This window comes from Deltaproteobacteria bacterium GWC2_55_46 (genome assembly GCA_001595385.3).
In the GTDB taxonomy this organism is placed as follows: domain Bacteria; phylum Desulfobacterota; class GWC2-55-46; order GWC2-55-46; family GWC2-55-46; genus UBA5799.
In genome coordinates, this window is the sequence record LVEI03000001.1 from 1,229,556 (window position 1) to 1,248,288 (window position 18,733).

Sequence of the window (18,733 nt, forward strand, 5' to 3'; positions counted from 1 at the left end):
TTTTAAAAAATCTTTTTTATCCGTCCTTGAGCGAGCCTGCCCAGAGCCTTTCGAGGTCGCTGTAAGATATGCGCAAGGCGGCAGATACGGCCTCATCGAGGCCCATCCCGCCGCCAAGGTTCTCCAGTATGTTCCTTACCGAGAATATGCCGAATTCCCGTATTATGTACTCCGTGGCTGAAAGGCTCAGCAGGTAAGCTACCTGGGCCTGCTCGGACTTAAAGCCCATGAACGACCCCTCAAGGGGACGGAGGCTAAGTTTTCCGCTACCCGCTATCTGCGCGAGCACTCGTTCGTACCCGGCAGAGCTCTTGCCCTCCTCGTACTGCGCTATCCCCTCGTTAAGCCATACGGGCGCCCTGCCCCTGGCCACCGACCTTACCACGGCATGCGTATACTCGTGGAAGATGACGCTTTCAAGTTGAGAGGTCTTCTCCGTTATGCCCCCGGCCGGTATCTTTATCCTGCCGTCATAGAGGGCCCCGGCCCACGATGGACTTCTTGTCACATCCCTGAACGTCTCCCTCGTGTAAAGGAGCGCCTCTACCCTGGCCTCCGGGTATATCCCGAGGTCGCTCCCAACCTTCAGATAGGCCTCCTCCAGAAGAAGGGCTATAAGATGGCCGGCTACAGCGTTCTCTCCCCCTTCGAACCTTACGGTGAAGCGCCCACCCTCCTTGACGCCCATGCCGCCCTCGGCCTCTCTATCTCCCTCAGCGGCGGCAAGCTCGCTTGCGAGCGCGCTGTCCCCGGGGTCAAGTGCGAGCCCTTTGCGGAAAAAAGAAGCCGCCCCTTCCAGGTCGCCCCTTGAGTGCCTCTCCCTTCCAAGCTTTACGTATATGCGCTTGAGATGGTCTTTCGCCCCGGGGTCGCCGGATAACGGCTCAAGGGTCTCGGCGGCTCCTTCTAGGTCGCCTGAGCGCGCCTGCACACTCGCGAGGTTCTTTATTATGAGACTATCGGGTGAAAGGAGAGCCGCCTCCTTGAGAAGCGCCATGGCGTTGCCAGGCCTTCCGTCCTGGGCATCCTTTAAAGCCTTGCTGTTAAGGACTCCCGCAAGGGCTGATTTCAAACTGTCAGAGGGGTCTTCCTGAATGGCGTTCCGCAATATCTCCTCGGCCAGCTTGAGGTCGCCCTGCCGCAACGCCTCTGCCGCCGGGTTTGCCGGACCGGGGATTATTCCAAAGCGCTCAAGAGGCGCTTGAGCTAAAACCTCGGCCGGCTCCTCAAGAGCTGCCGCCGGGGAAGGCTCATCGGCCACCGTAGCCGCGGGCTTTGCCGGAATATCATTTTTATCTTTATTATAGAAGAGAAAGGCCAGGATGAAGACAAGGAGAAGTGCTATTAAAAGGGTCAGGACCGCCCCGCCGGACGGCCCTGAAAGATTTTTGCTTGGCGACATAGGTACGGCCTGCCTCAAGAGCGCCTACAGGCACTTACGCATCTTTACCGCGCCGAGTATGAGGTTGGCTATCGTTGACATGAAATATATCTCATCCTCGGTAAACTCGCGGGTCACGACGGTCTGGGCATTAAGCACGCCAAATGGCTTGTCACCCAGGAATATGGGATAGGAGTACATCGTCTTTATCTTGTACTGCTCCTCCCTGGTCTCCGGGAAGTACCTGTAGCGCGCATCCTTGGTGACGTCTTCTATGAGAAGCGGCCTTCTCGCCTCGACGGCGGAGCCCGTTATCCCCTCGCCCATCTTGAGCCTGGCCTTGCCGACAGCTTCCTGCGCAAGACCATATGTGGCCCGGAGCACCAGGTGCTCTCCGTCCCAGATGTATATGGAGCATATATCGACCCCAAGCCTTCTGGCGGTCTTCTCCGCTACCCCCTTGAGGACCTGGTCGAGGTTATAGTCAGAGGAGGCGAGCATGCTTATCTCCTCGAGCGTGATGATCTCCTTTTGCTCGCGGTCTGCCTGCTGCTGGAAGAAGAACCGGCCGCTGTCATCGAATGTAAGCGGCAGGAGGCTTTCCTTCGAAAAATGAGGGTTTATGGCCTTGGAGGCGGCCGGGGCTGTCCGGTACTCGGAAAAACCGCAGCTGCAGGAGAACTTCACCCTGTAATCGTCGACGCGCGCGGACTTCATCTTCTTGCCGCATTTTCTGCACCTTATTATAGACTCCATGAGTCCTCCCCTTCCGGAAATCCAGTGCCGTGGCCGCAGCCCCTCAATATATCCGAATCAGAGCATCTTTGCATTAATATTATCCACCGGGCCTGCCTGGAAGTTAATCTCTTTATCAGGCCGCGCAGGCGAGGTCAACGGCTCAATGGATTTCCTCTCCGGCCTCATAATCCTCTGCTGCGTCCCGGAAGGGAGCTTAAGGCTCACTACCTCTCCGGAAAGCCCAAGGCTTGAAAGCTCTTTCCCATTATATGTGAGTGTCACCCCGCCGGCGTTCCCTACCAGCACTGAGAAGCCCTCAGAGCCCTTCCATGTGAACCTCTCTCCCTGCCGCAAAAGCACCTCTACAGGCTCTGCCCCGTCCACCACTATCTTCAGCCAGACCATCTCTTTGGCTGACGCGGTAAGCGTGTGCGCAACCGGAGGCGCTCCCGCAGGATCGACAGCCGCCTGAGGCTTTAGAGCTTCTTCCTTCTTTACCGGCTCCGTAGCCTTGGCCGGGGCTGGCGCTAATACAGGCGCAGGGGAGGCAGAGTCCTTTACCACAGGGCGCGTCTGTTTGAGAGGCGAAGGGGGCACAGGGGCCGCCACATGGCTTGAAGGGACGGTCGATTGGGCCGGGGAGTCCAGGGGTGCCTGTACAGCCGGGGCAATTACCTCGACCGGCGCGGAGGCGTCCTTTTTTATAGAGAAGGCGTAGGCTATTACTATTATAAGAATGCCAGCGGCTATAAAGGCGGGTTTGCGCAGGTTATCCGGCAGCTTGACAGAAGGCTTCTGGGTTAAGGCTTTTCTTGACCAGCCCTTGGCAGGCGCGGCCTTGGCCTTGGCCCCTTCGGCCTCGGCCTCCTCCTTCTCCCTCTGGTAGACCTCGAAACGGAGCACAGCGTCCGTTTCGTCCACCCCGAGCACCTTGCAGTAAGACCTTATGAAGCCCTTTACGAAGGCAGCGGGCGGAAGGCCTTCATACCTGTCGGCCTCTATCGCCTCGAGGAACTTCATTGGGACCTTGGTGGCCTCGAATATCTTGACGAGGGATACCCCCCTCAGCTCCCTTTCCCTTCTTAGGTATTCACCAGGACTTTCCATATGTTCCCCCTAAAAATCGAGCCATTTGGCCCTGGGCCGAATGGCTTCGGTTGGAAGACAGACGCCATCTTTTTACCTGATAAGGTTTATGTACTCTTTCGCGGACAGCCCCTTATCACTGCCGGGCGCAAGCTCGATGACCTTCTCGAAGGCCTTTAGCGCTCCAGCCTTGTCCTTTACCTTGACAAGCGCCATGCCGAGGTTGAAATACGCGTCGAGATAGGCCGGGGATACGGCAGTAGCCGCACGGTATGACTCGACAGCCTCCTTGAGCCTGCCGGCCTTCTCGTATGAGAGCCCCATGTTATAATGCGCCTGCGCGTAATTCGCGTTGGCCTGCAGGGCGAGCCTGTAGTTCTCTACCGCCCTGCCGTAATCTCCCTTGTTGTGGAACGCCCAGCCGATGTTGTTGTACGCGAGCTCCGGGGTCCTGTAGAAGATGTTCTTGACCGCGGCCTGCGACTCTTCTATAGCGTTGTCCCACTTGCGCTCGGAGAGATAGACCGCGGATTTATTGAGGCGGGCGTCAGAAAGCTTGGGGTCGATGGATATCGCCCTGTCAAAAGACTTATACGCCTCAGCGTTCATGCCCTTGACGAAATAGGCGAGGCCGAGCGCGTTATGGTAATTGGCGTTGTCGGGATATAGCTCTACGGCCTTCGTAAGCTCTTTTAAGGCGTCGGCGATACTCCTTTCTCTAAGGTGGACCTCGCCGAGCCTGTAGTGTATGTCAGCCTGGTCCTTCCTTTTTTCGAGCGAGGCGCCGCACGAAGTAAGTGTAGCGGCAAAGAGACCGGCCAGAACTATCCTGAAGAGCTTTCCATTCATCTGCTGAAATCCATAAGTGTTTGAATTATATCATATATCTTCAAAATGGGTCAACCGTTTAAATTCCGAATAGCGCGTCTTGATCTCAGGGAGCGTAAGGGTGTCGAGCCTGCCGAGACTGAATGCCTCGACGTTGAACGAGGCCATCACAGAGCCGAAGATTATGGCCCTTCTTATGCTATCCTCGCTAAGGTCCCCGCTATTGGCCAAATAGCCCATAAGCCCGCCCGCGAATGTATCCCCGGCGCCTGTGGGGTCGAAGACCTCTTCAAGCGGGTAAGCGGGGGATGAGAAGACAGAGCTGCCATTAAACATGAGCGCGCCGTACTCACCGCGCTTTACGATGAGCGTTCTGGGGCCGTAGCCCTGTATCACCTTTGCCGCCCTCACGAGAGAGGCCTCTCCTGAAAGCTCCCTCGCCTCTCCCTCGTTTATGACGAAGAGGTCTACTTTCTTCAATAGTTCTTTTAAGGCCTCGGGCTTTCCCTCTATCCAGAAGTTCATGGTGTCGCAGGCCACGAGCCTTGGCCCCCTGACCTGCTCGAGCACCTTCATCTGAAGCTCAGGGTCGATGTTGGCGAGGAATACGAAGGGTATGTCCTTGTACTCATCGGGTATCTCCGGGTTAAAGGAGCTGAAGACGTTCAGCTGGGTCTCAAGGGTATGGGCCTGGTTGAGGTCATACCCGTAATAGCCCTTCCACCTGAAGGTCTTGCCCGGGACTTTCCTTAAGCCACCGACGTTTATGCCCTTATTCGAAAGGGTCGTTATGTGCTCGGCAGGGAAGTCCTCACCGACGACGGCGACAAGGTTCACCCCGGTAAAGAAACTGGCTGAAGTCGAAAAATAGGTCGCCGAGCCGCCGAGCACCTCATCGGCCTTGCCGAATGGGGTCTCTACAGAGTCAAAGGCGACCGAGCCGACTACGAGTATCTCAGACATCAAAACGCTCCTTAAACTGTTTTTTGAGGCAGATACTTGCCGATAAGAAGGGCCAGGTCTTCTCTCGCCTTATCCGGTATCGCCTTCGGGTCGGTGATGGTCGCGTACTTAAGGGCGCTACCGCACTTGCAGCCCCTCGCGCCGGTAATGGCCGGCACCGCCTTCATTATTATATCCTTTGCCATCGCAACGTTGGCCTTGAGGGTCGCTATTATCGCCTCGACCGTGACCGACTCTTCGGTCTCATGCCAGCAGTCATAGTCGGTTGAAAGGGCGACCGTTGCGTAGCAAACTTCAGCCTCACGCGCGAGCTTGGCCTCCGGTATGTTGGTCATGCCGATGACGTCGACCCCCCAGCCCCTGTATATCTTCGATTCGGCCCTGGTCGAGAACTGTGGGCCTTCGATACAGATATAGGTGCCCCCCATGTGGACGGTAGCGCCGGCCTCATTGGCGGCCTTATAGAGTACCTTGCTCAGGTCAGGGCATACCGGATCGGCGAACTCGACATGGCCAACCACCCCGTTGCCGTAAAAACTCGACGGCCTGCCCTTCGTCCTGTCGAAGAACTGATCGACTATGACGATATGGCCGGGCTTTATCTCCTCTTTCATGCTGCCGACGGCAGAGACCGAGATGACCCATTCGGCCCCGAGCTTTTTCATGCCGTATATGTTCGCCCTGTAGTTGACTTCTGTTGGCGTAAACCTGTGCCCCCTGCCGTGCCTGGGGAGGAATATCATCTTTACATCGCCGAGCATGCCGGTTACATACTCATCCGACGGGTCGCCGAAGGGGGTGGAGACCTTCTGAGAATTTACGTCCTTAAGCCCCTCCATCTCGTAGAGGCCTGAACCGCCTATTACGCCTACAACCTTCATTTAAAAAGATTCTCCTTCGCTCTTTTATAACCCGTAATTTGTAACACTACGCGCCTTGGCGGTCAAGGTCAATCCTAAAGCTCGTGTTTAAATATGGGGCAGCTTCAGCCTGGGTAAACGCCCTTAAGCTGGCCGCAGGCCGCCTGTATCTCGGCGCCCTTGCTCGAGCGGACGATGACGGTATAGCCAGCCTTTTTGACTATCGAATGAAAGGCATCCACGCGCTCTACAGAGGGGCGGGCAAAATCCGAGCCGGGGAAGGGGTTAAAGGGAATGAGGTTCACCTTGCAGGGTATCCCGCGGAGGAGCCTTACCAGCCTTCTCGCGTCCGCGTCAGTATCGTTCACGCCTGAGATGAGCACGTACTCTATCGTTATGTACTTCCGGGACCTCAGCGGATAGGCCCTCAAGACGGCCATAAGCTCGGCTATGGGATATTTCCTGTTTATCGGCATGAGCCGTTCCCTCACCTCGTCGGTCGTGGCGTTGAGGGATACCGCGAGGTTCACGGTCGCCTCCTCCCCGAACCTCTTTATGGCCGGCACGAGGCCAGCGGTGGAAAGGGTAATCTTGTTGTGGGAGAAGTTGAAGCCGAGGTTGCCTGTTAGCACTCCGATGAACCTTACAACGTTATCGTAGTTGGAGAGCGGCTCTCCCATGCCCATGAGGACTATGTTCGTTATCTCCTCACCTTCGTCGAGTATCTCATATGCCGAGAAGACCTGCCCGGCAAGCTCCGAAAGCGTGAGGTTACGCACGAAGCCGGCCATCCCGGTCATGCAGAACCTGCACCCAAGCGCGCAGCCTGCCTGGGAAGAGACGCAAAGCGTAAGCCTGTCGGTTTCAGGGATGAGGACCGATTCGATGCGGGACGAGTCGGGAAGCTCGGAGAGGAACTTCCTCGTGCCGTCGGAAGAGCGCTTCACGTCGATGAGCTTATTGCCGGTTATGCGGTATCCGGCAGCCAGCGTCTCCCTGAAGGCCTTTGATATGTCGGTCATCGAGGCTATGTCGGTTGCGCGCCTGTAGAAGACCCACCTGAATATCTGCTCGCCCCTGTAGGGGCGCTCATTCATGGCGGCCACCTCGGCCAATAGCTCTTCGTATGTAAAATCCCTTAAGTTCTTCATAGTTAATTGTCAGCGGAATTATGAATTATTCCGATTTTTTCAGGCTGCTCAAAAAGTCCATATGCGAGGCCCCAATTAAATCGGGGAGCGAGGAATGAGGCGTATCTGGAGTGTACGCGGTAGTAGAAGCGCCTTTGGCCAGTCAATTATCGACCTTGGCGACAAGCCAGTATACGACCCCGAGGACCGCCACCGCGGCTATGAGCGAGATCTGCGCCTCGACCTGCTCTGATTTAAGGCTGGTGACGAGTATCTTTCTTATTACCGCCACGAGCGCTACACTTATAAAGACCTTGATGGCGAACTTGCCGCCCTTCAGGTGCTTTATTTCGGTGTCCATAAGCTCGATGACCACCCAGAGCATGAGAAGACTGCCGAGGGTGGAAAGCAGCCCTCTTTCTATGTCGCCGTCGAGTATGTGGAGGAGGTCATAGGCGAAAAGGCCCATGACCATAAAGCCCAGGAGCACGAGCCCCAATACAAGGACGAGGTTCAGCCCGTGGGAGAAGCGGTTCGCCAGCTGTACGAGGTAGGACTCCACCTTCTGGGAGAAGAAGAACTTCTTCTCCTCCTCGATATAGGAGCTGGTGAACATGTCGAGGTTTATGTCGAGTATCTTCTCGACCGACTCAAGTATCCTCGCGCGCGTGGGGATATCCTCTATCTCGCTGTGGAGCACGCCGTGGATAAAGAGCTTGACGAAGTGGAACGCGGCGTTAACGTAATGCGCGTGCAGGCTTATCTTGACATGGGCCTCTCCGACCTTATGGAGCTCGGCGTGGTAATGGTTGCCGTACGAGCCGGAGAAGAGCTTTATGAACCAGCCCTTCAACGCCTCCTGGTGGCGGGCTACCGTGGCCTCGTCCTTGAGGAACTTGTGCGCGTCCTCGAATTCCCTGACGAAGCCGTAGAACTCATCGACGAACACGTCCTTGTGCCTCTCCATCACGGGCCTGAGCCTCATGAGGATGGAGGCGTCCTCGTCGGTGAAGTGGTAATGCGCCTTTATGGTCTCGATATTCTCCATGCCTTGCCGCCTTATGCTGAAAAACACAAGTTTTGTTCAGGCTACTCGAATATCTCCATGGAGCTGAAAAAGTAGCTTATCTCGAAGGCAGCGGTATCGGCGGCGTCAGAGCCGTGGACTATGTTCGACTCGATGGAGTCGGCGAAGTCCTTCCTGATGGTTCCGGCAGCGGCCTTCGCGGGGTCTGTCGCGCCCATAAGCTCCCTGTTCTTGAGGATCGCCCCCTCGCCCTTCAATACCATGAGTACGACCGGGCCGGAGGACATGAACTCGGTGAGGCTTCCGAAGAAGGGCCTCTCCCTGTGGACCGCGTAGAACCCCTCGGCCTCTTTCCTTGAAAGGTGATACATCTTCATGGCGGCTACCTTGAGGCCGGCTGCCTCGAACCTTCTTACCACCTCTCCTATTATGTTCTTCCTCACCCCGTCCGGCTTTACTATCGACAGCGTCTTCTCTACCATTTTAAAATACGACCTCCTGAAGCTCTTTTGTTTTTTATAATCTCTCCCCTTAAGGGGTTTACAGCACATGCAAATGAGAGGCACTCTGAAGGCCAGACAAGACCAACAGGCGCCGCGGATCTCAAAAGATATAACACTTAAGAGCCCATCTTTACAAGTTTCTTTTTGATTTCAGCGATATCGGGAAGGATTGGACTGTGGCTACGCCTCCTCTCCCCTCCGGGGAGAGGGCTGAGGTGAGGGGGGCTTTCAACAGGTCGCCTTACCTGCTCCTCAAGACCCCGGCCCTGGCGCAGTAAAGAGATATACGGCACGCGCTGCACATAGGAGAAGTCGGCCTGCAGAGGTTCTGCCCGTAGGCGACCAACAGGTCGTTTATCTCTATCCAGTACCTTTTGGGGAGCTTCTCCCTTAGCGCCCTTTCGGTCTCCTCCGGGCTCCTCGTCTTGACGAAACCCCACCTGTTGGTTATCCTGTGGACGTGAGTATCGACACAGATGCCAGGCTTTCCGAAGCCGAGCGTAACGACAAGGTTAGCGGTCTTTCTGCCCACGCCCTTGAGCTTAAGTAGCTCTTCTATCTCATCCGGCACCTTCGATGAATACCTCTCGACCAGCTCCCGCGAGATATCCTTCAACGTCCTGGCCTTTGTCCTGTAGAAGCCGGCGGGGTAGACGGCCTTCTCGATTTGACCGTTTGGAAGCTTTAGCAGCACGGAAGGCGTATCGGCGAGCTTAAAGAGCCTCTGGGAAGCCGCCCTCGTCACGTCATCCGTCGTGCGAAGGCTTATGATACACGAGACGAGCACCTTGAAGGGATCGCGCGTCAACTCCTCAGAGACCTCGGTAACGTAAGGCGTGCGGAAACGCTTATATTCCTGTCTGAGTATCTTTATTACTGCCGGGATCTCTTCGGGCTTCATGCGTTTGATGATAACAGAACCGAAGGGAGTTGGGGAAGGACTTATGAGTCTTGGCTTGCTCACTATTTTGCGTAGCAAACCTAAGCATTTGGTATCTTTCATTTTTTCTTGCATTAGTCACCCAAAAGATGGATAATGCGGCCATGCTCTGGAGACTTGCATTACTCCTGCTATTCCTAATGCCCTTTGCCGCAAACGCCAATCATCTGGGCTCTCCGCCTGCGGCCCTGCCTGGCGGCAGGATAATCTCGGTCGATGAGGCAAAGGCGCTCCTTGACGCCAAAGGCGCGTCCTTTATCGACGTCCGTAACCCCATAAACTACGGCAGGGGGCACCTGCCTCAGGCCATCTCAATCCCGTTTGACGGCAGCGCCGACTCACCCGGCGACAAGGCCGCTCTTGTCAAGAGCCTCCCGAAAGACAAGGATAAGCCCCTGGTCATATACAGCCACGGCCCAACGGGATGGAAGTCCTACAGGGCGGCAGAGGCGGCCATCGAGGCGGGCTATAAGAATGTCTACTGGATGAGGGACGGCTTTGGCGCGTGGGAGGCAAGGGGCTATCCCGTAAAATTCGGCGCTGAAAGGAACTGATATTGATGAGTATAGGCTCCAAGCTCATCAGGGTGTCGCTCTTCTCTCTCTTCCTCCTGACGATCCTCGTGCTCACCGGGTGGCTCGGCGGCCGCGCCATGGAGGCAAGCTCGAGAGAGGCCGAGGCCTTTGAGAGGCAGTCGATGTGGCTTCAGACACTCTTCAGGGGCATGAACGAGACCATACTTACCGAGGGCACCCAGGACTCCATAAACATAATCAGGGAGGCCGTAAAAGGCTTTGACGAGAGCCATCTGACGGTCTTCTCCGTCGCTGACGAGGGCCTGCGGAGCGAGATAAGGCAAAGGACGGAAAGCAGATGGTCTTCCATCAAGTCCGGCCTCCCCCCGTTCCTCCGTGACAACGGCGTAAGCCAGAGGGACACCGCCTTGATGGTCGAGTACGGCAGGCTCCTTGCCGAGGGGGACGCTCTCATGAAGGAGGTCCACTCACTTTCAAAAGAGTCGAGGGAACGCGCCGATAAGACCATTGCGCGGACCAAGCTGGTCGTCGGCTCACTGGCCTTGTTTATCATCATCAGCGTCGGCTGGCTCCATATGGGCCTCTTCCGTTCCGTGGCGCTCCCCATTAGGAAGCTCAGAAAGCTGATGGTCGAGATATCGGAGAAGGAGAAGTCTGCCGCCACGTTCAAGAACGAAGGCGCCCTTCTCCTTTCGGAAAGGCTCAACGACAACGAGAAAAAACTCGCCGGTAAGATAACCGACATAAAGGACCTGACCAACTCGTTCGACGCGATGATAAAGGCGCTTAACGACCACACGGTCGAGAGGCAGAGGATACAGGGGCAGCTGGAGAAGCTCGCGACGACAGATGAGCTCACGCAGTCCTACAACAGGACCAAGTTCGAGGACTTGATCGGTAGCGAATTAGAACGGGCCATGAGGTACAAGCACCCCCTCTCGGTCATCATCTTCGACCTCGACCATTTCAAGCTCGTAAACGACAGGTTCGGCCACCTGACAGGTGACGATGTGCTTAAAACGGCCGCGGATATCGCGCGGTCGAATATCAGGGACTCCGATTTCCTCTTCAGGTGGGGGGGCGAGGAGTTCCTCGTGCTCGCGCCTGAAACAGACCTCCAGAACGTTTACCTGCTCGCCGAGAGGCTCAGGCGCATGCTCGCTGAAAATGTCTTTGATAAAATCGGGACCCTGACAGCCAGTTTCGGGGTCGCCGAATATATCGACGGCGAGACAAAGGACAGCTTCATATTGAGGGCAGACCGCGCCATGTACCGGGCCAAGGGCACAAGGAACAGGGTCGAGAGGAGCGCGTAGCCTCTATCTTCCATCCGCTCTTTTCTTTCAGCCTGCAAATCGAAAAAAATTCAGCCACTACCGCCTGAAAGCCCGACTGAAATCTCCCCCTTTTCTAAAGGGGGACTAAGGGGGATTATAAACCCTTCAAAGATAATCTCCCCTGACCCCTCTTTAGGAAAGAGGGGAACCAAGATCCCGTTGCTCGGCTTAAACCTCGCACAGGGGCGTGGTCCTTAGCCCGGCTCGAACTTGCAAAAAAAATCCTCTCCCATAGTGGAGAGGATCTAAGTGGAAATATTATTACTGCGGCGAGTCTGCGGGCGGGAGGAGCCACCAATCGTTTTAATCTGGCCCCGGAAGTCCTCACACAGGCTTCCGGGGCCTGCAGCGGCGGTCAGGAGGTAACCGCGCCGTAAAAACCTGATGAAAGATCGTCCTTTTAATTGTCCTGGGGCTATTCTTCTCTGATCTGTTCGCTCAAATAATTCTGGAGACCTACCTGGTCGATGGTCTGGAGCTGGGTCTCAAGCCAGTGTATCTGCTCCTCTGCCTCTTCGAGCATCTCCTCTAACTTGTGCCTGGTATTGTTATCGCCAACCGATACGCATCTGGCGATTGTCTCGTTGAGCATCGCGACCGCTTCCTGCTCTTTTTTAAGGTTGAGCTTCAATTGCTCAGGGACCGTCTCGCCCACGAGCACGTCCCCGAGCTTCTGCATATTGGGGACGCCCTCCAGGTGCAGGATGTGCTCGATCAATTTTTCGGCATGGACCATCTCACGCATCGATTCGGCCCTCATCTTCTTATAGAGCCTTTCATACCCCCAGTTGTCGCACATCTCGCCGTGGATGAAATACTGGTTTACCTTTGTGAGCTCGCCTGTAAGGATATTATTGAGGATCTCCAGAATACCTTCTTTTGCCTTCACGCCGACCTCCCTTTTATTAAAAAAACAAATTTTGTTCAGGCTGCTGAAAATACACGTATGCGAGGCGATTCTCGCCGCTGGATGAATGAGGCGTACTTCTTTGGTACGCCTCTGCTACGAGCTTCTGAAGCCAACGACGCAGATGGACTTATTTCATGCCTGATGCCCGAAATATAGCAGAGTCCTGCACCCTGTCAAGCCGACCAGGGTACAGGACTTTTTTAAAAGCCAGTCAAATTGAAGCGGAAGCGCCTGAGGCCAACGCGACGAGAGACTCGATATTCCTGAGGCATTTGCCGCAACAGCTTTCCTTGTCGATGCCGAGCCTGCATGCCAGCTCTTCCGGGCCCAGATTCTGCTGCTCAAGGCCCTTGACCGCCTTGTCCGTAACACCCTTACACAGGCAAATATACATGGACACCTCGCTGGAATTAACCAACTCACGTCATTGATGAAAATGATAATCGTTTTCAATTGAGTTGTCAAGCACAATAAAGGCACTGACCGACATCTGGAACAACGATCGGTCGGCTTGCCATTACACGTCCCAAGAATTTCTTAATAAAAACGTGCGGGTAGCCAGGCAGGATGGGCAGAGCCCATTTTTATTTCTATTATGCCCCTACGCCCTGAACGTAGACGGTCTTTGTGCCGACGCCGTCGGGAAGGGTCCAGGCCTTTGTTGTGGAGTAGGATTCCCACGCGGTCCATGTGCTATTGTCATGGCTGAAGCGCATCTCGGTTACAGCGCCGCCGAAGTCAGAGGCCGAGAGCGTGAGAGAGACGGAGGTGGAAACCGTTCCCGAGCCACCGCCGTTGATGATAATGGAGCCGGTCGGCGGGGTCAGATCGCTCGCGATGACAGTAGTCGATGTCAGATTGCCGTTGGCGTCATAGGTGTAATTGATTACAGTGCCGTTGCCGTGGTCGATTGAGATAAGGCGGTTTGCGTTGTCATAGGTATACGTGGCCGAAAAAGCCTGGGGGCAGGCAAGAAGAGTTATAAAAAATATAAGGTAGGCAAATTTTTGAAAATTCATAAAACAGCCTTTAGCATTTTAATATGCAATCTTATTTTATGCACAGCGCAACTTGAAACTACTTTGCTGATTTTAATTCGCGCAACGCCTTTTTTGCAAAATTCTTAATCATAGTACATTCAGAAAATGCTGATTCAGGGCACTGTTCGTTACTGTTAATGATTATGTTTTCAATTGAAGACTCAGCAGCTGTCGAATCAATGTGACTAAGCACAAATTCAAAAAAATCTTTGTCTATATTAGAAAGATCAATTAATTCATTGATTTGATCCCAATTAAACGCGATTTGTCTTACAATTACGTCTGAAAACGCTTCCGCAATAGCACCATCATCACAGTGCTTGTATTTTTTATATGAAGCATGAATATCATTCCAACTATTAAGGTACGGAATGGATTTTTCTGCTTCTATGGCTTCAGCTCTAAGACAGGCTCTTTCTTGAGCTACCCCATTTACACAGGCAATAAATATTGACAAAAATGCAATTAATATTATCTTCATCGCACTGTAATTATTGTAAGTGGGTCGATAGCATGCAAATCGCGAATAGCTCTTGTTGCATCATCAGTTGTTCGAATGCATCCTTGTGTGCGCGATTGGGGACCATTACGCCCTGAATGCACACCCATTCCTGTTCTTCCGGGCACATCGAACACAAAATTACCATAAGATCCAAATGGCCCAGCCTTGTAGGTTGGGTTAGCGAAGCGTAACCCAACAATCATTCATTCCCTACGCACCCTTCAAATTCAAACTTCTCGCCGGCACCCCAATCGTCGTCATAAAAGCCGTTTCTTACATATTCATGAAAGCCTTGTAGGTTGGGTTAGCCCTGTAGGGTGCGCTGTGCGCACCATTTTTTACTCTGCCCCTATGCCCTTGAGCTCGATAACGTCTCCGCCCCAATCTGGCGGATATACGCCGTCAACGACATATTTTCGAAATGATGAATGTTCCCATTCTATGGGCGAACCAACAATCCCGTGTCTCACCGGGTTGTAATGTATATATTCGACATGCGCTCGAAAATCGGCCTCGTCTCTTATCTTGTGCTCCCAAAAACGCCTTTGCCAGATCGTATCTTCCCTTCGCGTCACCCGTGACATGTTCGGCGCCGGGGTATCGATGCGCCCTTTCACCCTTTTTGTGAACCCCTTTTTGACCAAAGCCCATCTGATCGAAAAATCCGTGTCGCCTTCCGGAAGCTCCCATATCGCATGAATATGGTCGGGGAGGATGGCCCATGCCTTGATCGCAAAGGGCCTGCTTTGCTGAACCTCCAAGATCGATTCTTCCAGAGCCTTTATCGAATCACCAAGGCACAGGATGGGTTGCCGCATGTAAGTCACAACAGTAAAGAAATAAGTTCTTCCATCCCGCGGCCTTCTATAATTGGACATTGCTCAATTAAGATGTTTATGTTTTTTAATGGTGCGCACAGCGCACCCTACGAGGCTACCAAGCTACAAGGCTTTTTAAGCCCTTTAGGGTGCATTGCTTAATTTTTACAAAGAATACTCTTTCCATTTCTGTTTTTCAACTTAAAATTTAAAAGACAAGATGGGAGGGAAGCAGACATTATGCCGGGCCTTATGCCCAAAAAAAGCCCTACAGGGCGCTAAAGGCCCTGTGTAAAAAATCTTTTCATCCTCCCCTCATTCCCATACCGTCAAGGGGAGGGGAGGTTGACTGTGGATCCGTTGCTCCGCTCAGAATGACCGCGTTCTGGTACGCACAATAAAAAACGGGGGCTGCATACGCAGCCCCCGTTCCATTTTCATTCCGTACAGCGCGAAGCGGGATTACATCATGTCCATTCCGCCCATGCCGCCCATTCCGCCCATGCCGGCCGGCATGCCGCCGCCCTTTTCTTCCCTGGGCTTCTCGGCCACCATGCACTCGGTGGTGAGCATGAGGGATGAGATGGATGAGGCGTTCTGGAGGGCTATCCTCGACACCTTTGTCGGGTCGATGACGCCTGCCTTCACGAGATCCTCATAGACCTCGGTCGCGGCGTTGAAGCCGAAGGCGCCGTTGCCACACTTTACCTTCTCAACTACTATTGAACCTTCGAGGCCCGCGTTCGCCGATATCTGGCGGATGGGCTCCTCGAGGGCGCGGAGCACGAGCTTCACGCCGAACTGCTGGTCGCCTTCAAGATTGAGCTTGGAGACCGCGTTAAGGGTCCTCAAGTAAGCGACTCCGCCGCCGGGGACTACGCCCTCTTCAACGGCAGCCCTGGTAGCGTGGAGCGCGTCCTCGACCCTGGCCTTCTTCTCCTTCATCTCGGTCTCGGTGGCCGCGCCGACATTGATGACGGCGACGCCTCCGGCGAGCTTCGCGAGCCTCTCCTGGAGCTTTTCCCTGTCATAGTCGGAGGTGGTCTCCTCAACCTGGGCCCTTATCTGCTTGATGCGCCCTTCGATGTCGCCCTTCTTGCCGGCGCCGTCGATGATGGTGGTGTTCTCCTTGTCGATGACCACCCTCTTGGCCCTGCCGAGGTCCTTTACGTCAACGGACTCGAGCTTTACGCCAAGCTCTTCGGCGATGAGCTTTCCGCCGGTCAATACAGCGATGTCGTCGAGCATCGCCTTTCTCCTGTCGCCGAAGCCGGGGGCCTTGACGGCGGTAGCCTGGAGAGTGCCACGGAGCTTGTTGACAACGAGGGTAGCAAGGGCCTCGCCCTCAACGTCCTCGGCGATGATAAGGAGGGGTCTCCCGAGCTTGGCGATCTTCTCGAGTATAGGGAGAAGCTCCCTCATGTTCGATATCTTCTTCTCATGGATGAGTATGAAGGCGTCCTCTATTACGCACTCCATCCTCTCGGGGTCGGTCACGAAGTAGGGGGAGAGATAGCCCCTGTCGAACTGCATGCCCTCGACCACTTCGAGCTGGGTCTCCATGCCCTTGGCTTCCTCGACGGTGATGACGCCTTCCTTGCCGACCTTCTCCATGGCCTCGGCGATTATCTCGCCGATGGTGCTGTCGCCGTTGGCTGAAATGGTGCCGACCTGGGCGATCTCCTTCTTCTCCTTCACGTTCTTCGAGAGCTTCTTGAGCTCGCCGATGGCGACCTCAACGGCCTTCTCGATGCCCCTCTTGAGGTCCATGGGGTTGTGCCCGGCGGCAACGAGCTTGCTGCCTTCCCTGAAGATGGCCTGCGCGAGGACGGTGGCTGTGGTGGTGCCGTCGCCGGCGACGTCAGAGGTCTTGCTGGCGACCTCCTTGACCATCTGGGCGCCCATGTTCTCGAACCTGTTCTCAAGCTCTATTTCCTTGGCGACGGTGACGCCGTCCTTGGTGATGAGAGGAGAGCCGAAGCTCTTCTCGATGACGACGTTCCTGCCCCTGGGCCCGAGGGTGACCTTCACCGCGTCGGCCAGCGTGTTTACGCCCTTAAGTATCGCGCTTCTCGCGTGATGGCTGAAAGCAAGTTCTTTGGGTGCCATTTTTTAAATTCCTCCTTGCGATTAAATGTTGTATTGAGGACCGATAAATTCTGGCCCGGCTTATTTCTCCACTACCCCTAAAATATCCTCCTCCCTCATGATAAGGAGGTCCTCGCCTTCCACCTTAATCTCGGTGCCGGCGTACTTGCTGAATATTATGGTGTCGTTCACCTTTACGCCGAGCGGCTCTATCTTGCCGTCCTCTTTCTTGCCGGGGCCTACGGCCACGACCTTGCCTTCAGCGGGGGTCTCCTTGGCGCTCTCCGGGATGATGATGCCTCCCTTTGTCTTCTCCTGCTCTTCGAGCCTTCTTACAATGACTCGATCATGAAGCGGCCTGATCTTCATTCTTTGCTCCTCCTTCTTAGGTTATATTTTTATTTTGTATATCGGTTGTTGACAGGAAACCAGCCGTTTTGTGTTCTAAATATATGGCCCCATCCTGGCTTTGTCAAGCCGTTTTTTAGCACTCACCTAAAAAGAGTGCTAACCTACCGTGATTCCATCGTTTTTACCATTTTGAGGCCCTGAAAAGCACCCGCTTCAGCGTGGACTCGCGTTCTCAGATGTAAAAAATATGTAAAACTCTATTGACAATCTTGAGCGAATCATATACTATGTGATAGATAAGTTGGTTGCAGGTATTGTTCTGAAGGAAGCTTTGTCTTTTTGCAGTGCAGGACCTCAAAGACTTATGACTCTTAGAAAGGAGGTCTTCTCAAATGGCAAAAGGCAAAGTGAAATGGTTCAACGAATCCAAGGGTTTCGGGTTCATTGAAAGGGAGTCCGGCGAGGACGTTTTCGTCCACTACACTTCCATCCAGGGCGACGGTTTCAAGACCCTGAAGGAAGGTCAGGAAGTCGAATTCGACATAGCCAAGGACGCAAAGGGTTCCAAAGCGGTGAACGTAGTTCCCCAATAAGGACCAAAAAGCAAAAAGCCCCCACGCAAGTGGGGGCTTTTTTTATTTCCGGGCCTGCCAGAATTATCGCCTATCTTAAAACTCCTTGAAAAACAAATTGTTATTCTACAACTGCCCGCCTTCCAGGCAACGAGCGTATCTGCTTGATTTCCCTCCCTTAACGGAAGTGGGTCGACTGGTGGTCTTTTTTTCGCCTGGAATGAGCAGGTCCAACAACTTTCCTCTTGTCAAAGGAACCCTGCCTTAGTATAATTAATGTAACAATTATAACCCTGCTATAATCAAAAAAGGCAGGCTCTCCAAAGTCAGATACGGACGGTCAAGGAGGTGTGGGCTATGGTAACAGCGATAAATCCCATAGAGCACTTCAAAGAGCTGGTCGCCCTCGCCATCAAGCGCCAGAAGGTAAAGACCGATGAGCTGGCCGAGTTCTACCTCTCAAGGCTTCTGGCAAGCTTCATAACCTGCGAAAAACTCCTCAATGAACCGCTTGCCATTACCTACCTGAAGGCGATGGGCGCAACCAGGGACGTCCAGCTCCAGCAGATGAAACAGCTCGGGGACATCTCTCTTTTCACATCCGGTTTTTTCTCAGACAGCCTCAAAAGAAAGATCGTTGACATAGACTACTATATGGCGATGGGCTCCGCCTCATACGGTTTTGTGGCCTCGATGCACAGGGGCGGAAAAAACGAGCACGTCTCAAAGCTCTTTAATGAGCTTGCCCGCAAGTTCGCGGCCTTTGTGGACGTACTTACAGAGGTAAGCGAGCGGAGCAGGCTCACGTCGTCAAAGGACGTGCTGCGCATCTATGAAAGGTGGCTCCGCACACGGAGCAGGCTTGCCGAAAAGGTCTTGCGCGAGATGGGCATTGAGCCGCAGATGGTGAGCACGAAGCCGGCCCATTAAATCAGCCATCTCATTTTATATACAAGGCCGACCCATCGGAATCCTCTCGTGCATAGAATAATAAGATCAATCGACGAGGACGGATCGCCAAATTGCGAGACTTGAAAAGTCGAGCAATTTGTAAGATTTGAACTGATTCACTCAGGCCAAATCGTAGTTGAAAAAGTCCATCCAGGACTTTTTCAACATCCTG

At 54.0% G+C, this 18,733-nt stretch carries 22 protein-coding genes; 4 read left to right on the plus strand and 18 right to left on the minus strand.

Features of this window, described 5'->3' with window-relative positions; all coding sequences use genetic code 11:
* Positions 1–16 precede the first annotated feature (16 nt).
* The 10 genes from A2V21_305825 to A2V21_305870 form a co-directional block, all read right to left on the minus strand.
* Positions 17–1,402 (minus strand): hypothetical protein, encoded by a 1,386-nt coding sequence (locus A2V21_305825; GenBank protein ID OIJ73823.1) that lies wholly within the window; start codon positions 1,400–1,402, stop codon positions 17–19.
* 24 nt (positions 1,403–1,426) lie between these two features.
* Entirely contained in the window at positions 1,427–2,137 is a 711-nt protein-coding gene (locus A2V21_305830) for a hypothetical protein (GenBank protein ID OIJ73824.1), read from the minus strand.
* Between the two features lie 57 nt (positions 2,138–2,194).
* A complete protein-coding gene (locus A2V21_305835) occupies positions 2,195–3,226 on the minus strand; it encodes a hypothetical protein (GenBank protein ID OIJ73825.1) in 1,032 nt (343 codons plus the stop codon).
* A 72-nt stretch (positions 3,227–3,298) separates the two neighbouring features.
* Positions 3,299–4,054 carry a hypothetical protein gene (locus tag A2V21_305840; GenBank protein ID OIJ73826.1) on the minus strand — a complete coding sequence of 252 codons (756 nt, stop codon included), beginning with the start codon at positions 4,052–4,054 and terminating at the stop codon, positions 3,299–3,301.
* Between the two features lie 30 nt (positions 4,055–4,084).
* The gene (locus tag A2V21_305845) at positions 4,085–4,996 is read right to left on the minus strand and encodes a sugar kinase (protein OIJ73827.1); all 912 of its coding nucleotides are present in this window, start codon (positions 4,994–4,996) and stop codon (positions 4,085–4,087) included.
* A gap of 11 nt (positions 4,997–5,007) precedes the next feature.
* Positions 5,008–5,877 (minus strand): methylthioadenosine phosphorylase, encoded by an 870-nt coding sequence (locus A2V21_305850; protein ID OIJ73828.1) that lies wholly within the window; start codon positions 5,875–5,877, stop codon positions 5,008–5,010.
* A 104-nt stretch (positions 5,878–5,981) separates the two neighbouring features.
* Positions 5,982–7,007, minus strand: coding sequence for a 23S rRNA (adenine(2503)-C(2))-methyltransferase (locus A2V21_305855; GenBank protein OIJ73829.1), 1,026 nt, complete (start codon positions 7,005–7,007; stop codon positions 5,982–5,984).
* A 142-nt stretch (positions 7,008–7,149) separates the two neighbouring features.
* Entirely contained in the window at positions 7,150–8,034 is an 885-nt protein-coding gene (locus A2V21_305860; GenBank protein OIJ73830.1) for a hypothetical protein, read from the minus strand.
* A 41-nt stretch (positions 8,035–8,075) separates the two neighbouring features.
* Complete coding sequence (locus A2V21_305865; protein OIJ73831.1) at positions 8,076–8,495, minus strand: nucleoside-diphosphate kinase; 420 nt, start codon at positions 8,493–8,495, stop codon at positions 8,076–8,078.
* Between the two features lie 262 nt (positions 8,496–8,757).
* Positions 8,758–9,417, minus strand: a complete 660-nt coding sequence (locus A2V21_305870; GenBank protein OIJ73832.1) for an endonuclease III — start codon at positions 9,415–9,417, stop codon at positions 8,758–8,760.
* 179 nt (positions 9,418–9,596) lie between these two features.
* Between A2V21_305870 and A2V21_305875 the strand changes: the two genes are divergently transcribed.
* On the plus strand, positions 9,597–10,010 hold the full coding sequence (locus tag A2V21_305875) for a hypothetical protein (GenBank protein ID OIJ73833.1): 414 nt from the start codon (positions 9,597–9,599) through the stop codon (positions 10,008–10,010).
* A 2-nt stretch (positions 10,011–10,012) separates the two neighbouring features.
* Positions 10,013–11,308 (plus strand): hypothetical protein, encoded by a 1,296-nt coding sequence (locus A2V21_305880; protein ID OIJ73834.1) that lies wholly within the window; start codon positions 10,013–10,015, stop codon positions 11,306–11,308.
* 436 nt (positions 11,309–11,744) lie between these two features.
* On the opposite strand, the gene A2V21_305885 is transcribed toward A2V21_305880, so the two are convergent.
* The 8 genes from A2V21_305885 to A2V21_305920 all read right to left on the minus strand — a co-directional run bounded on the left by A2V21_305885 (position 11,745) and on the right by A2V21_305920 (position 17,056).
* Positions 11,745–12,218, minus strand: coding sequence for a bacterioferritin (locus A2V21_305885; protein OIJ73835.1), 474 nt, complete (start codon positions 12,216–12,218; stop codon positions 11,745–11,747).
* Between the two features lie 232 nt (positions 12,219–12,450).
* Positions 12,451–12,633, minus strand: a complete 183-nt coding sequence (locus tag A2V21_305890) for a hypothetical protein (GenBank protein ID OIJ73836.1) — start codon at positions 12,631–12,633, stop codon at positions 12,451–12,453.
* 199 nt (positions 12,634–12,832) lie between these two features.
* On the minus strand, positions 12,833–13,258 hold the full coding sequence (locus A2V21_305895) for a hypothetical protein (protein OIJ73837.1): 426 nt from the start codon (positions 13,256–13,258) through the stop codon (positions 12,833–12,835).
* A 58-nt stretch (positions 13,259–13,316) separates the two neighbouring features.
* Positions 13,317–13,760 carry a hypothetical protein gene (locus A2V21_305900; protein ID OIJ73838.1) on the minus strand — a complete coding sequence of 148 codons (444 nt, stop codon included), beginning with the start codon at positions 13,758–13,760 and terminating at the stop codon, positions 13,317–13,319.
* A gap of 10 nt (positions 13,761–13,770) precedes the next feature.
* Complete coding sequence (locus tag A2V21_305905) at positions 13,771–13,980, minus strand: hypothetical protein (protein OIJ73839.1); 210 nt, start codon at positions 13,978–13,980, stop codon at positions 13,771–13,773.
* A gap of 139 nt (positions 13,981–14,119) precedes the next feature.
* Positions 14,120–14,659 carry a transposase gene (locus A2V21_305910; GenBank protein OIJ73840.1) on the minus strand — a complete coding sequence of 180 codons (540 nt, stop codon included), beginning with the start codon at positions 14,657–14,659 and terminating at the stop codon, positions 14,120–14,122.
* A 402-nt stretch (positions 14,660–15,061) separates the two neighbouring features.
* Complete coding sequence (locus A2V21_305915) at positions 15,062–16,708, minus strand: chaperonin GroL (GenBank protein OIJ73841.1); 1,647 nt, start codon at positions 16,706–16,708, stop codon at positions 15,062–15,064.
* Positions 16,709–16,768: 60 nt separating this feature from the next.
* Complete coding sequence (locus A2V21_305920) at positions 16,769–17,056, minus strand: co-chaperone GroES (GenBank protein OIJ73842.1); 288 nt, start codon at positions 17,054–17,056, stop codon at positions 16,769–16,771.
* 374 nt (positions 17,057–17,430) lie between these two features.
* Between A2V21_305920 and A2V21_305925 the strand changes: the two genes are divergently transcribed.
* Together A2V21_305925 and A2V21_305930 are read left to right on the plus strand one after the other, a co-directional pair.
* Positions 17,431–17,631 (plus strand): cold-shock protein, encoded by a 201-nt coding sequence (locus A2V21_305925; protein OIJ73843.1) that lies wholly within the window; start codon positions 17,431–17,433, stop codon positions 17,629–17,631.
* A gap of 336 nt (positions 17,632–17,967) precedes the next feature.
* On the plus strand, positions 17,968–18,540 hold the full coding sequence (locus tag A2V21_305930) for a hypothetical protein (GenBank protein OIJ73844.1): 573 nt from the start codon (positions 17,968–17,970) through the stop codon (positions 18,538–18,540).
* Positions 18,541–18,733: the final 193 nt, after the last annotated feature.

What these genes read in the sequence shown, in the direction of transcription:
- A2V21_305825 (OIJ73823.1), bottom strand. Translation starts at nt 1,402, where the DNA reads ATGTCGCCAAGCAAAAATCTTTCAGGGCCGTCCGGCGGGGCGGTCCTG.
- A2V21_305830 (OIJ73824.1), bottom strand. Translation starts at nt 2,137, where the DNA reads ATGGAGTCTATAATAAGGTGCAGAAAATGCGGCAAGAAGATGAAGTCC.
- A2V21_305835 (OIJ73825.1), bottom strand. Translation starts at nt 3,226, where the DNA reads ATGGAAAGTCCTGGTGAATACCTAAGAAGGGAAAGGGAGCTGAGGGGG.
- A2V21_305840 (OIJ73826.1), bottom strand. Translation starts at nt 4,054, where the DNA reads ATGAATGGAAAGCTCTTCAGGATAGTTCTGGCCGGTCTCTTTGCCGCT.
- A2V21_305845 (OIJ73827.1), bottom strand. Translation starts at nt 4,996, where the DNA reads ATGTCTGAGATACTCGTAGTCGGCTCGGTCGCCTTTGACTCTGTAGAG.
- A2V21_305850 (OIJ73828.1), bottom strand. Translation starts at nt 5,877, where the DNA reads ATGAAGGTTGTAGGCGTAATAGGCGGTTCAGGCCTCTACGAGATGGAG.
- A2V21_305855 (OIJ73829.1), bottom strand. Translation starts at nt 7,007, where the DNA reads ATGAAGAACTTAAGGGATTTTACATACGAAGAGCTATTGGCCGAGGTG.
- A2V21_305860 (OIJ73830.1), bottom strand. Translation starts at nt 8,034, where the DNA reads ATGGAGAATATCGAGACCATAAAGGCGCATTACCACTTCACCGACGAG.
- A2V21_305865 (OIJ73831.1), bottom strand. Translation starts at nt 8,495, where the DNA reads ATGGTAGAGAAGACGCTGTCGATAGTAAAGCCGGACGGGGTGAGGAAG.
- A2V21_305870 (OIJ73832.1), bottom strand. Translation starts at nt 9,417, where the DNA reads ATGAAGCCCGAAGAGATCCCGGCAGTAATAAAGATACTCAGACAGGAA.
- A2V21_305875 (OIJ73833.1), top strand. Translation starts at nt 9,597, where the DNA reads ATGCCCTTTGCCGCAAACGCCAATCATCTGGGCTCTCCGCCTGCGGCC.
- A2V21_305890 (OIJ73836.1), bottom strand. Translation starts at nt 12,633, where the DNA reads ATGTATATTTGCCTGTGTAAGGGTGTTACGGACAAGGCGGTCAAGGGC.
- A2V21_305895 (OIJ73837.1), bottom strand. Translation starts at nt 13,258, where the DNA reads ATGAATTTTCAAAAATTTGCCTACCTTATATTTTTTATAACTCTTCTT.
- A2V21_305900 (OIJ73838.1), bottom strand. Translation starts at nt 13,760, where the DNA reads ATGAAGATAATATTAATTGCATTTTTGTCAATATTTATTGCCTGTGTA.
- A2V21_305910 (OIJ73840.1), bottom strand. Translation starts at nt 14,659, where the DNA reads ATGTCCAATTATAGAAGGCCGCGGGATGGAAGAACTTATTTCTTTACT.
- A2V21_305915 (OIJ73841.1), bottom strand. Translation starts at nt 16,708, where the DNA reads ATGGCACCCAAAGAACTTGCTTTCAGCCATCACGCGAGAAGCGCGATA.
- A2V21_305920 (OIJ73842.1), bottom strand. Translation starts at nt 17,056, where the DNA reads ATGAAGATCAGGCCGCTTCATGATCGAGTCATTGTAAGAAGGCTCGAA.
- A2V21_305925 (OIJ73843.1), top strand. Translation starts at nt 17,431, where the DNA reads ATGGCAAAAGGCAAAGTGAAATGGTTCAACGAATCCAAGGGTTTCGGG.
- A2V21_305930 (OIJ73844.1), top strand. Translation starts at nt 17,968, where the DNA reads ATGGTAACAGCGATAAATCCCATAGAGCACTTCAAAGAGCTGGTCGCC.